We start from the raw sequence: 12,967 nt of genomic DNA, 5'->3' as shown, positions 1-12,967 counted from the left end.
GTTTTTAATGTTTCACATGAGCTTGTAAAGGAATGATTTCCTCTGTTTGAGCGGCTACTAATTCAGTTTCTTCTTGCTTAACATCAGGTGCTTTCTTTGTTAAGTAATGATATACCATACCGACAAATACCGATCCGCCAATAATGTTACCAAGTGTAACTGGAATTAAGTTATGAATAGCACCCGCAAAAGAAATTGTATCAGGATGTGGTGAGACTAAAGATAAAGCAAACAGTGATAAGTTTGCAATGCTATGCTCGTAACCAGATAAGAAGAATGTGAAAACAAGTAGCATCATCATCATTATTTTTGCTGTATCACCTTTTACTTGAGAAGGTAAGAAGCAAGCAAGACATACGAGCCAGTTACATAAAATCGCTTTAAAGAATAATTGCATTGTAGGTGTATTCATCTTTCCTTCAACTACTTTATTCATTAAGTGACCATGATCAATTGCTTGGAAAATTCCAGTTGCGTAAAATAGTAAGGCAAAGAATAAAGCGCCAGCTAAGTTACCTGCATAACAAGCAACCCAGTTGCGAAGTGTATCAGAAATAGTTGTTTCTTTTCTTAAAGTTGCCACTGTAAAGTACATTGTATTGCCAGTAAATAACTCAGCACCGCCATATATAATAAGTACGAGAGCAATTCCGAAAAACATGGATTCAGCTAAATAAGTTGCTGGTGAATCTGCAATGTGAAAAAAGTTACCTAATTTAAAACATAGTACAATAATAAAACCGATATAAATGCCAGCAAGTGCAGCGCGAATGAAATATTGCATTGAATTTGTATCTAGCATTTGCTTTTTGCTCTTAGCCAGTTTTACAACGTAGTCTAATCCTTGTTCTAGCATGAGTAATACGCTCCTTTAATACATCGTCTATAAATACTCTTTATATGAATAAAGTACATGGATTTGTTCTCAGTTTCAATAAGTTTGTTCAATGTTTCACAAAAAGGACATACATGATAGAAGGGAAGCGTTTACAAAGGTAGTGTAATGGGATCTTTTCTGAAAATAGAGAGGAGTTTGAAACGAGAGAAAAAGAAAAAGCACTGTAATTACAGCGCTTTTTCATCTAGATTTTTTTCTACTTTTACTTCTACCTCTTTCGAGAAGAACCAACCGCAAACTGCGATTCCGACTAATACGCTCCAGAATGTAAGTTTCCACGGAGTAGATTCTGGGAATGAGTGCGGAAGGACACCTAAAGCAGGGTGTGCTAGCGTATAAACTGCTAATTTTACACCAACCCAGCCTACAATTAAGAATGCTGCCGTTTCAAGTCCTGGTTTACGTTTTAATATTTGTACGAAAGCAGATGCTGCAAATCGCATAATGATTAATCCGATAAGTCCACCTACAAAGATAACGACGAATTGCCCAGTATCAAGACTACCAATCGTACCTAATCCTGTTTTCGGTAATGTCATTGCTAATGCAACAGCCGCTAAAATTGAATCGACTGCGAAGGCGATATCAGCAACTTCGACTTTAAATACAGTCCACCAAAAGTTCTCTTGTTTTTTCTCTGTTTCTTTTTCTTCTGTTTCTTCATGTGTATTCTTTTTAACGTACGTTTTAAATAAGTGATTACCAGCGATAAACATAAGGTAAATTGCACCAATCGCTTGTACTTGCCATACATCGACTAAGAATGAAATCATAAATAGCGATCCGAAGCGGAAAACAAACGCTCCTGCTAATCCGTAAAATAGTGCTTTCTTTCGTTTGTCTTCTGGTAAATGTTTTACCATAATTGCAAGAACGAGGGCGTTATCAGCTGCTAAAATCCCCTCTAGTGCAATTAGGATGAGTAATACCCAACCATACTCCAATAATAATGATACATCCATGTACATTCTCCTCTCATTTCTCTAAATTCTAAACAAGTGAAGAATTTCCCCACTGTTTAGATTCCCCATACTCCCGCGCATCAACGGTGGAAGGAATTGGTAAAAACAAAAAAGACCTCTGCCGTTGATAGGCAAAGGTCTTGCTAGACATATGTAATGAAAATGCCAACAAAGCCGGAAGAACTATGTTCTACGTAATGACGACTTTGTTTCCAAGAAATATTCTTGGACGCTACTCCCCTTTGGAGATATGTTATTGTATTTTCATTATATGGATAATTTATACGGTTGTCAACCTGTTAAAATATCTTCGTTTGGATATTTTATTTTTCTTTGCTTTTTACGTGCAAATGAAAAAGCTAATGTTAAAGGCCCCATTTTTCCAAAAAACATCATAAAGATAATAATTGCTTTACCGATAATTGTTAAGTGTGGCGTCAAATTCATGCTAAGACCGACAGTTCCAAATGCTGAAAATACTTCAAAAGCACTCATTAATAGAGGAACTCGCTCAGTAATACTTAGAATTAAAATAGAAAGGAAAATAAACGAAATTGAAATAATGGTAATGGTTAATGATTTGACAATGAGCGTATCTTTAATGGATTTTTTAAACACGACAATATCATCTTGTTCTTGCAAAAATTTAAATACGCCTAAAAACATAATTAAAAAAGTCGTTAACTTAATTCCGCCACCAGTTGAAGCACTGCCAGCACCAATAAACATAAGAAGCATCATTAATAAAAGAGAAGGCTTTGATAATGCAGAGATATCCACAGTATTAAATCCGGCAGTGCGGGTCGAAATCGCTTGAAAATAAGCAGCCATACCTTCTTCAAATGGGGTAAAACCTCTCATAGAAAGTGAATTATGGAACTCGAATATAAAAATAAAAGCTGTAGCAATAATATTTACGATAAGAGTAGAAGTGAGCATAAGTTTTGAATGTAAAGTAAGGTTTTTAAAGTTTTTCTTTCTTTTTATATCTACGATAACTGTAAAACCGATCCCTCCTAAAATAATGAGTGAAGAAATAACGAGATTGACGAGAATGCTATGGGAGTGGGACGTTAAATTGTCACTCCACACGGAAAAACCAGCATTGTTAAAGGCTGAGATAGAATGAAAAAAGCTGTAATATATTCCTTTGGCAATCCCGTACTTTGGTACCCATTCAAAGGAGAGAAGTAAAGTGGCAATACATTCTACAGTAAAAGAAAATATAAATAATGCTTTTGCAAGGCGAATGATTCCGCCGACATTTGTTTGGTTTAATGCTTGTTGTAATAAAATCCGATTTTGAAGACCGATTTTTCTACCGAGCATAATTGCGATTAAAACGGCGAAGCTCATAATACCAAGTCCGCCAACTTGTATAAGTGTTAAAATGACGCATTGTCCAAACAAGGTAAATACTTTTCCCGTGTCCACAACACCAAGTCCTGTAACAGTACAAGCAGAAACTGTTGTAAATAAGGCATCGAGCCATGAAATAGACGTTGTTGTAGCAATTGGTAATTTTAATAGGCATGTACCGATAATTGATAACATAATAAAAGATAGAGTAAGAACACGTGGAGGACTCATGCTAATGTTAATCCGTTTCATGTTACATATCGTTCCTTTCAATTTGTTCTTACTAGTATGTGAAAAAGCATTATTATGTATGTTAAAAAAGAAAGAGGCAGAGAATATCTGCCTCTAAGCCATATGTTATATGATTATCCACGTAATTGTTGCTGAGCTAAAGCAACAAGACGTTTCGTTACTTCGCCGCCAACTGAGCCGTTAGAACGAGATGCTGTATTTGATCCTAAGCTTACACCGAATTCTTGAGCGATTTCATATTTAAATTGTTCAAGCGCTTGTTCTGCACCTGGAACTAGTAATTTGTTTGTTTTTACCATGTTGATACACATCCTTCTTAGTAGTCCAGTTTATCCCACTATTGGCGGGCTGCCTATAAAAGCTCGATTGGTGAAGGCTAATAATCAGTGGTGATAAACCAATTACACGGATTAAAGCTTCACTTTATTTAAGTGCTATATAAACTGGTACCGTTATTTTATGTGGAAACGACGTACTCATACACGGAAGTAATCGGTGTGATTAGAAGTTCTTGGATAGAAAAAAGAGTAGCAAATTTGCTACTCTTTTTTCAGTATTGTCGCTGTACCTTCCACGACAATATCATCGGATTGATTATATATGTTTGTTTGCAATGTAATGATTTTTTTATCATCACGTTTTTTAATAACTTCTGCCACAACGCGAAGTGTATCTCCGATTTTGACAGGAGCACGGAATGAAACGTTTTGTGATAAATAAATCGTATTTTTGCCAGGGAGTTTCGTGCCAAGAATGGTAGAAATAAAACTTGAAACGAGCATGCCATGGGCAATACGTTCTTTGAACATTGTCGTTTTTGCAAAAGAATCTAAAATATGAATAGGATTTACATCTCCAGTCAATTTTGCAAAATTGATAACATCCTCATCCGTAATTTTTTTTGTTAGTGATGCTTGATCACCGACTTGAATCTCATCGTAACGAAGCTCCGGAACAGTTTGTGCTTCTTGAAATGGATTCATTTTGTCCTCCTTCTTTTCCATATCGAAAAATGTAAGCCATCTTGATGTAGTAGGAGGAAGAAAGAGTTTTGTTTGTGCTGCAGTTAGTTGCCACATTTTTCTTACTTGATGGAAGTAAATAGATTTTTTGAGTTTTCCTCGAACTGCTTTGCGAGTTCTAGTTGTTTGGACTTGAACTCTCCCAAAAAAACTTCTAACTGTTTTTGAACCTCTTCACGTTGCGACTGTTGTTGCTCGATAAAGTGCTTTGTTGTTTCTTCAAATTGACCGCTAGTTTGAGTAAGAATAGACAAAGATGTTTTCGTAGGAGAAACAGTAAGTTGGTGCATTTGAGTAGAAAGTTCATTCCATTTTTCTTGCCACTCGTTAATTTGATCATTTAAGGAGTTTCCAGTTAATTGCTTCACGTAATCTGTATATTGGTTATTGAACTGAGCTGTGAATTGTTGTAATTCTTTTTCTAGTTCATTTACTCCTGATGTTAATTTATGCAAAGCGTCTTGTTGTTGTTTTAACGTTTCTAAAGTAAGTTGCTCTAATTGTTTCCCAGCTGAAGAGAAGAGGGAAAGAGATTGAGACCAGTTTTTCCAAAATGCATCGACCAATTCGTATGGTTTAGTTTCCATTGTTTGACCTCCAAATGTTTTTTTGCATATTGTGAACGCAGATTACTCTGCTGTACCACCAGGTGAAGATGAAGAATCCTTTTCATCCTTTTCTGGAGAAGTAGTGGCAAATGGAAAGAAAGCGTTCGTATATAACGTGAAAAACGTCCGCAGCATATTTTGGTAATGCTCAAAAGAAGTTGCACATGTTGCTAAATATTTCTCTCCATATTCAGTTAAAGAATAAATTCTTTTTGCTGGCCCTCCTTCGCTTGTATCCCAAGTAGAAGAAATAAGGTTTTCTTTTTCTAATTTGCGTAGTGTCCTATATACATTACCTTGGTCCACAGAAGAAAAGCCGATATCCATTAGCATTTGAATAAGTTTGTAACCATGAAGACTCCAGTCTTTTAGACAGAGAAGTAAGAAGGGAACTAAGAAGTTTTTTGGCATGGAGTTTGGTTGTTTCGTTTGGTTGTTTTCCAAACTTTCGCGTTGTTCTGGTTCATTATGTAGCATGATTGTGCATCACCTCATGAATCAGTTAGATGGAATTTTTTGCTTATAAGTGCAATTTACACCTATCTGTTTTTAATGTCAATACATTTGTTGGAAAATAAAGAAAAATAAAATATAGACTTGAAGTTTTTTTCAGAATATTAGAAAATAGTGAATAGGTTGAATTGTTTCAAAAACAAAAAAGGGAGTGTAGGCGAAGTGATTGATCAAAAATTCGATCCATTGCAAGCATGGAAAAATGCTTATGAACAAACCGAAACATTTTGGGGAAAAGCGCTCAATGAAACAATTAAAACAGAAGAATATTCTGCTTGGATGGGCAGCGTTCTAGACTTGAATTTGTTTTATCAAAAAGCATTAAATGATACAACAAAAAGTTATTTAGAACAAGTGAACGTGCCAACAAAAGAGGATATCGCTAGAGTAGCTACGCTTGTTATTAACTTAGAAAATAAAGTTGATAACATCGAGGAAGTTCTAGAAGAGAAAGTGGATTCATTAGGACAAGCTCCTACATTAAAGCGTGATGTTACGAAAGTGAAACAAGATATTCGCACGTTAGAAACGAAAGTTGATCAAATTTTAGAATTGCTAGAAAAGCAAAATGCAGTACTAGCTAAACTACAAGTACCTGTAAAAGAAGAGGTAAAACCTGCGAATAAGCCAGAAAATAAAAAATGATAATAGCGTTTGTTTATAACGTGTAAAAGAGAGAGGGAGAATCTCTTTTTCATGTATAAACAACGAAACATAATTAATATATGGACTCTATTAGTATGAGTACCAAAATGATTTATAACAATCGCTCACAAATTCATTTAAGGGGGAAAAGAAATGGTTCAATTAAATGGCAAAGTAGCAATCGTAACAGGTGGGGCAAAAGGAATTGGAAAAGCAATTACAGTAGCATTAGCACAAGAGGGAGCAAAAGTTGTTATTAACTATAACAGCAGTAAAGAAGCAGCTGAAAACTTAGTAAATGAACTAGGAAAAGAAGGGCATGACGTTTATGCAGTTCAAGCGGATGTTTCTAAAGTAGAAGACGCAAACCGACTTGTAGAAGAAGCTGTGAATCATTTTGGTAAAGTTGATATTCTTGTTAATAATGCTGGTATTACAAGAGATCGTACATTCAAAAAGTTAAATCGTGAAGACTGGGAGCGCGTAATTGACGTGAACTTAAGCAGCGTATTTAATACGACAAGTGCTGTACTTCCATACATAACGGAAGCAGAAGAAGGAAGAATCATTAGTATTTCTTCTATTATTGGTCAAGCTGGTGGATTTGGACAAACAAACTACTCAGCAGCAAAAGCAGGTATGTTAGGATTTACAAAATCATTAGCGTTAGAACTTGCAAAAACAAATGTAACTGTAAACGCAATTTGCCCAGGGTTTATTGATACTGAAATGGTAGCAGAGGTACCAGAAGAAGTACGTCAAAAAATAGTTGCGAAAATCCCGAAAAAACGCTTTGGCCAAGCTGATGAAATTGCAAAAGGTGTAGTATATCTATGCCGTGACGGTGCGTATATCACTGGTCAGCAATTAAACATTAATGGTGGATTATACATGTAATAAGGTAAGAAAAAAGTGCATATCCATAGCAGGAATGCACTTCTTTTTTTAGAAAGAAATCGACCGAAAAGGAGATAAAAAAATGACTACATTCGTAACAGAATGGGAAAAGCAATTGGAGTTGTACCCAGAAGAATATCGCAAAGCATATCGCCGTGTGAAAAGAGCGAGCGAAATTTTATTACGCGAACCAGAACCACAAGTTGGTTTAACACCGAAAGAGGTTATTTGGACGAAGAATAAAACGAAGCTTTATCGTTACATTCCAAAACAAGAAAAAACACAGAGGGTTCCAATCTTATTAATATATGCTCTTATTAATAAACCGTATATTATGGATTTAACTCCAGGAAATAGTTTAGTGGAATATTTAGTAGATCGTGGTTTTGATGTGTATATGCTTGATTGGGGCACATTTGGTTTAGAAGATAGTCATTTGAAATTTGATGATTTCGTGTTCGATTATATTGCAAAAGCAGTGAAAAAAGTAATGAGAACTGCAAAATCGGACGAGATTTCTTTACTTGGTTATTGCATGGGTGGAACGTTAACATCTATTTATGCAGCGCTTCATCCGGACATGCCAATTCGTAACTTGATTTTTATGACAAGTCCTTTTGATTTCTCTGAAACAGGATTATACGGTCCTTTATTAGATGAGAAGTATTTCAATTTAGATAAAGCGGTTGATACATTTGGAAATATTCCACCTGAAATGATTGATTTCGGTAATAAGATGTTAAAACCAATTACAAACTTTGTTGGTCCATATGTTGCTTTAGTCGATCGTTCAGAAAATGAGCGCTTCGTCGAAAGCTGGAAGTTAGTTCAAAAGTGGGTTGGTGACGGCATTCCATTCCCAGGTGAATCATATAGACAATGGATTCGTGATTTTTATCAAAATAATAAATTAGTGAAGGGTGAACTCGTTATTCGCGGACAAAAGGTAGACCTTGCAAATATTAAGGCGAATGTCTTAAATATTTCCGCGAAACGTGATCATATTGCTCTGCCATGTCAAGTAGAGGCTTTACTTGATCATATTTCTAGCACAGATAAACAGTATGTATGTTTACCGACAGGACATATGTCTATTGTGTATGGTGGAACGGCTGTAAAGCAAACATATCCGACGGTTGGAAATTGGCTTGAAGAGCGTTCTAATTAAAGAAAAGAAATCCAACTAGCGTATGTTAGTTGGATTTTTTTATGAAAAATGACGAAACATAGGAAGGTGAAAATTACATTGTAGGAGTATAATTATGAAGCTTATGACTGGTAAGTTGTTTTGGAGTGATGGAGTTTCTGTACCTTGTTATCCAACGTTAGAAAATGATATGATATGTGATGTGCTTGTAATTGGAAGTGGAGAAGCAGGTGCTCAAATAGCGTATTCGTTAGCGAAAATGGGAATGCGTGTTATGCTCATTGAAAAAAGAGCAATTGCATGTGGAAGCACAGCTGCAAATACAGGATTATTACAATTTGTTCATGATAAATCGTTGACCTCTCTTATTCATACATTTGGTGAAGAGAAAGGGGTACGAGCATATAGACTTTGTTATGAAGCGCTGCAAACAATGGAGAAGGTTGTGCCAACTCTCGATATTGATCCCCATTTTATTCCGCGAAAGAGTTTGTATTATGCTAGTAGAGATGAGGATGTTTCATTTTTACAAGAAGAATATAATACGTTACACCATTATGGATTTCCGGTTGAATATTTTACAGAGTCTGATATTAAAAAACGCTATTCATTTGCAAAACAAGCAGCGTTATATACAAGCGGTGATGCAGAAGTGAATCCATATTTATTAGCGCATAGTCTTTTGCATAAAGCGAAACAAATGGGCGCTACTATATATGAACATGCAGAGGCATTACATATTAAACAAATCCAAAATGATTTAATTTGTTACACGAAAACAGGAAATAAAATCGTAGCAAAGAATATTATTATGGCAACAGGTTATGAACCGCTTTTTGGCAAGAAAGAAAAAAACACAACAGTAGAAACATCTTATGCAGTTGTGACAAATAAGATAGATCAATTTGAAGGTTGGCATGAGCAATCATTAATTTGGGAAACTGCACGTCCATACTTGTATTTTCGAACGTATCAAAATCGCATTATTGTAGGCGGATTAGATGAGGCGCTGAAAATTCAAAATATCGGTGATACGAAATTATTGCATAAGCGTGATATCCTTATTAACATTGTAAAAGAAATGTTCCCACAGTTTAATAATATACAGGCAGAATACTATTGGGCAGCGGCATTTGGTGGTAGTCATGACGGTCTTCCTATTTTAAAAGAAGATAAAAAGATACATAATTTATATTACGCACTGCCGTATGGGGGAAATGGAACTGTATACGGAATGGTATTTGCGAAACTATTTCAGCAGTTATTTACAAATAAAGAAAGTGATGATTTTTCTTTATTTAATCGATAGAAAAAAAGGTAGCGAAGTGATGGAATGAGAAAGATAAAAAAGTTTTTACAAAAATTACGTCCCGTGCAGCTTATCGTTTTATTTTATTTACTAGCGGTAGTTGTATCGGTAATTTTGCTTAGTTTACCATTTGTTACGAAGCCTGATGTGAAATGGACATTTATAGATGCGCTGTTTACATCTGTTAGTGCTGTAAGTGTGACAGGGCTTTCTGTTGTTACTATTCCAGATACGTTTACAACGGCAGGAATTATTGTTTTAGCCCTTATTTTACAATTAGGCGGACTAGGAATTATGGCACTTGGTACATTCGTTTGGATTATAACGGGTAAAAAGATTGGTTTGCAAAGAAGAAGATTAATTATGGCAGACCATAACCAAGGAAATTTGGCAGGTCTTGTGGAATTGATGCGTTCCATTTTAATTGTAATTATTTCAATAGAACTTATTGGAGCGTTACTGTTAGGTACAAGATTTCTAATGTATTTTCCGACTTGGCAAGAAGCGTATTTTCACGGTTTTTTTGCCGCTGTTAGTGCAACAACGAACGGAGGATTTGATTTAACTGGACAATCACTGATTCCATACAAAAAAGATTATATTGTTCAGATGATTCATATGTTGCTTATTATTCTAGGAGCTATTGGTTTCCCAGTGTTAATGGAAGTAAAGCAATTCCTGAGTAAGAGGAGACAGCAACTCTTTCGCTTTTCGTTATTTACAAAATTGACGACAACAACATTTTTTGCACTTGTTATTGTTGGAACAATTATGATTTTTCTATTAGAACGAAATCATTTTTTAGTAGGAAAGTCATGGCATGAAACTGTATTTTATACATTATTCCAATCTGTGACGACGCGAAGTGGTGGGCTTGCTACAATGGATATACGTGAATTGTCACAACCAACGCTTTTATTTATGAGTATATTAATGTTCATAGGAGCATCTCCAAGTTCAGTTGGGGGCGGGATACGTACAACGACATTTGCTGTTAGTATATTATCGTTATATACATTTGCAAGGGGCGGGAGAACAGTCCGAGTTTTCAAGCGTCAGCTACATGAAGAAGATGTGTTGAAAGCATCAGTTGTTATGACGATGGGGATTTTATTATGTGCTTCAGCGCTATTTATTTTATCCATTACGGAAAATGTACCACTTATGAGCTTAATAGTTGAAGTTTGTTCTGCTTTCGGGACGACTGGGCTATCAACAGGTATTACTCCAGATTTAACAACTGCTGGTAAACTTGTATTAATCGTACTTATGTTTATCGGACGCGTCGGTATTTTGACATTTATTTTAGCTAGTGGTGGAAGAGAACAACCACCTCGCTATAAGTATCCGAAAGAGCGAATTATTATTGGATAGTATGAAACCATTCTACCTATGTTAGGTAGAATGGTTTTTTAGTCGTTAATTCCAAATTGAGGATGCATAAAAGCATCATTTTTGTTATCAACCTCGTTTTTTAGTAGTTCTTGATTTTCTTCTGAAATCCACCCAATATCATTTGTAGGGTGTATCCATTCTTCCCCAGCCATAATGGCAGGATCTACCTCATCACTCCAATTAGTAAGAGGGCTGTTTTCAGAATTATATTTACTATCACCAATAACAACGTCGTATTGATTTACAAAAGGTTGTTGCATTTGTTTTCCCGTTCCTTTAAATGATGGGAAATTCATTTGATGCGGGAGCGTTTCGTCTAAAATTGGCGATTGGATCGTTTCTTTCTCCTTCAAAGTAATCGCTCCTTTTTGTAATGATTTGTTCGTATGTAGTATTTCCATCTATAAGCTCTTATGTACTTGTTAACACTTCCCAGTAATAATTATTTTAAGTTGTATCAAACTAGAATAGAAAGTTATTTAGTGAGAGCAGGTGAGTACGTTGGTAAAAAGAAAAGTAAAACAAAATGCAGCAATTAATAATAATAAAACTCCGAAAGAAAGCTTACCAGATGCAGAATTTGCGTTAGAGTATGAAGGAGAAAATAGTGCAAAGTATGCTAATCGTAATTCAAAAAAAGGTAAACAAAAATGAGGCGTTTTTTACAAACGCCTCATTTTTTTGTGGGATTATAAAGGTTTTTTTAATTATTTGTAAATTTCGCATTTATTAATGGCAGAAAAATGCGAAAAAACATAGAAGTAGCAACGTATTACACAAAAACAAACAACAAACAAAAGATTAATGTTGGTTTAATACTGCTTTTACACTAGTTGTATATATTTGAGTTGTACATAAGATTTGTAAAAGGAGAGAGAAACAGTGAAAAAAACAATCTTTAAAGCTGTAGCAACTGGAATGGTATTTTCGTTATTAATGGGGTGTGGTGCAAAGAAAGAAGAAAGTGCTGGAGCAAAAGTGAAAGATGATAAATTATCTGGATCATTAACTGTTTACACAGCGATTGAAGAAGAGCTTGTACCAATTTATCTTGATTCCTTCAAAAAGAAATACCCAGATGTGAAGTTGAACATTGTTCGTGATTCAACAGGAGTTATTACAGCGAAATTGCTAGCTGAAGGAAAAAATACACAAGCAGATGTTGTATGGGGAACTGCGGCGTCTAGTCTATTAGCTTTAGAGAAAAAAGATATGTTAAAAGAGTACTCTCCTAAAGGAGCGGATCGTGTTCTTCCGCAATTTAAAGATGATAAGAAACCAGAAAAATGGGTAGGTAATACTGCATTTATGACGGGAATTGCAGTGAATAAAGAAGAGTTAAAGAAGAAAAATTTACCGATGCCAGAATCATATGAAGATTTAACGAAACCAGAATATAAAGGAACGCTTGTTATGCCACATCCAGCTTCTTCTGGAACAGGATTTTTGACGGTTTCTGCATGGCTACAAATTATGGGAGAAGATAAGGGCTGGGATTACATGAAGAAACTTCATGATAATATGGCAACTTATACTCATTCAGGTTCAAAACCAGCGAAATTAGCAGGTGCAGGTGAATATCCAGTTGGCGTATCGATGGTTTATAGTGCTTTGAAAGAGAAACAAAAAGGTGCACCTGTTGAAGTTGTTTTACCGAAAGAAGGATTAGGCTGGGAAGTAGAAGCGAACGCACTTATTAAGAAAGATAATGCAAAAAATGATAAATTAGCTCAAGCATTTTTAGACTGGGCAATTACAGATGATGTAATGAAGTTATACTTCGAGAAAAACGGATTTGCGACAATTAAAAATGATTATAAACTTCCAGATGGATTCCCTAAAGATGTAACAGAAAAGTTATACAAAAAGAATGACTTCAAATGGGCAGCAGAAAATCGTGACAAAATTTTAGAACGTTGGGAAAAAGAGTTTGGCCAAAAAGCAGAACCTAAAAAGTAAG

15 protein-coding genes and 1 riboswitch are annotated in these 12,967 nt (G+C 35.3%); of the genes, 7 read left to right on the top strand and 8 right to left on the bottom strand.

The window, feature by feature from the left end:
• Positions 1-4 precede the first annotated feature (4 nt).
• From VK90_RS00300 to phaQ, 7 genes are all read right to left on the bottom strand, one after another.
• On the bottom strand, positions 5-856 hold the full coding sequence (locus VK90_RS00300; protein ID WP_048369510.1) for a formate/nitrite transporter family protein: 852 nt from the start codon (positions 854-856) through the stop codon (positions 5-7).
• Positions 857-1,065: 209 nt separating this feature from the next.
• Positions 1,066-1,860, bottom strand: a complete 795-nt coding sequence (locus VK90_RS00295) for a TerC family protein (protein ID WP_025150995.1) — start codon at positions 1,858-1,860, stop codon at positions 1,066-1,068.
• A 79-nt stretch (positions 1,861-1,939) separates the two neighbouring features.
• Positions 1,940-2,113, bottom strand: a riboswitch (yybP-ykoY riboswitch).
• Positions 2,114-2,151: 38 nt separating this feature from the next.
• The gene (locus tag VK90_RS00290; protein WP_048369507.1) at positions 2,152-3,471 is read right to left on the bottom strand and encodes a TrkH family potassium uptake protein; all 1,320 of its coding nucleotides are present in this window, start codon (positions 3,469-3,471) and stop codon (positions 2,152-2,154) included.
• 113 nt (positions 3,472-3,584) lie between these two features.
• The gene (locus VK90_RS00285) at positions 3,585-3,770 is read right to left on the bottom strand and encodes an alpha/beta-type small acid-soluble spore protein (protein WP_000241212.1); all 186 of its coding nucleotides are present in this window, start codon (positions 3,768-3,770) and stop codon (positions 3,585-3,587) included.
• 240 nt (positions 3,771-4,010) lie between these two features.
• Positions 4,011-4,454 (bottom strand): MaoC family dehydratase, encoded by a 444-nt coding sequence (locus tag VK90_RS00280; RefSeq protein WP_001067911.1) that lies wholly within the window; start codon positions 4,452-4,454, stop codon positions 4,011-4,013.
• Between the two features lie 101 nt (positions 4,455-4,555).
• Complete coding sequence (phaP, locus tag VK90_RS00275; protein WP_025150993.1) at positions 4,556-5,080, bottom strand: polyhydroxyalkanoic acid inclusion protein PhaP; 525 nt, start codon at positions 5,078-5,080, stop codon at positions 4,556-4,558.
• Between the two features lie 42 nt (positions 5,081-5,122).
• On the bottom strand, positions 5,123-5,578 hold the full coding sequence (phaQ, locus tag VK90_RS00270) for a poly-beta-hydroxybutyrate-responsive repressor (protein WP_025150992.1): 456 nt from the start codon (positions 5,576-5,578) through the stop codon (positions 5,123-5,125).
• A gap of 198 nt (positions 5,579-5,776) precedes the next feature.
• On the opposite strand from phaQ, the gene phaR reads away from it, so the two are divergent.
• The 5 genes from phaR to VK90_RS00245 all read left to right on the top strand — a co-directional run bounded on the left by phaR (position 5,777) and on the right by VK90_RS00245 (position 10,986).
• Positions 5,777-6,259, top strand: a complete 483-nt coding sequence (gene phaR / locus VK90_RS00265) for a polyhydroxyalkanoic acid synthase subunit PhaR (RefSeq protein ID WP_000566960.1) — start codon at positions 5,777-5,779, stop codon at positions 6,257-6,259.
• 153 nt (positions 6,260-6,412) lie between these two features.
• Positions 6,413-7,156 (top strand): acetoacetyl-CoA reductase, encoded by a 744-nt coding sequence (locus VK90_RS00260; protein WP_000250412.1) that lies wholly within the window; start codon positions 6,413-6,415, stop codon positions 7,154-7,156.
• An 82-nt stretch (positions 7,157-7,238) separates the two neighbouring features.
• Positions 7,239-8,324 carry a class III poly(R)-hydroxyalkanoic acid synthase subunit PhaC gene (phaC, locus tag VK90_RS00255; protein ID WP_002170962.1) on the top strand — a complete coding sequence of 362 codons (1,086 nt, stop codon included), beginning with the start codon at positions 7,239-7,241 and terminating at the stop codon, positions 8,322-8,324.
• A 94-nt stretch (positions 8,325-8,418) separates the two neighbouring features.
• Positions 8,419-9,612 carry an NAD(P)/FAD-dependent oxidoreductase gene (locus VK90_RS00250; protein ID WP_048369504.1) on the top strand — a complete coding sequence of 398 codons (1,194 nt, stop codon included), beginning with the start codon at positions 8,419-8,421 and terminating at the stop codon, positions 9,610-9,612.
• A 24-nt stretch (positions 9,613-9,636) separates the two neighbouring features.
• Positions 9,637-10,986 (top strand): TrkH family potassium uptake protein, encoded by a 1,350-nt coding sequence (locus VK90_RS00245; RefSeq protein WP_048369502.1) that lies wholly within the window; start codon positions 9,637-9,639, stop codon positions 10,984-10,986.
• Positions 10,987-11,024: 38 nt separating this feature from the next.
• Here VK90_RS00245 and VK90_RS00240 read toward each other — a convergent pair whose 3' ends face one another.
• Complete coding sequence (locus VK90_RS00240; RefSeq protein ID WP_002170965.1) at positions 11,025-11,408, bottom strand: DUF3905 domain-containing protein; 384 nt, start codon at positions 11,406-11,408, stop codon at positions 11,025-11,027.
• Positions 11,409-11,508: 100 nt separating this feature from the next.
• Here VK90_RS00240 and VK90_RS30065 point away from each other — a divergent pair, with 100 nt between their 5' ends.
• Together VK90_RS30065 and VK90_RS00230 are read left to right on the top strand one after the other, a co-directional pair.
• The gene (locus VK90_RS30065; protein ID WP_000240799.1) at positions 11,509-11,661 is read left to right on the top strand and encodes a hypothetical protein; all 153 of its coding nucleotides are present in this window, start codon (positions 11,509-11,511) and stop codon (positions 11,659-11,661) included.
• Between the two features lie 228 nt (positions 11,662-11,889).
• The gene (locus VK90_RS00230) at positions 11,890-12,966 is read left to right on the top strand and encodes a putative 2-aminoethylphosphonate ABC transporter substrate-binding protein (protein WP_025150987.1); all 1,077 of its coding nucleotides are present in this window, start codon (positions 11,890-11,892) and stop codon (positions 12,964-12,966) included.
• Position 12,967 lies beyond the last annotated feature (1 nt).

Origin of the sequence: Bacillus sp. LK2 (assembly GCF_001043575.1) — a bacterium.
Lineage (GTDB): Bacteria > Bacillota > Bacilli > Bacillales > Bacillaceae_G > Bacillus_A > Bacillus_A paramycoides.
This window is presented reverse-complemented; position numbering and strand designations above follow the sequence as displayed.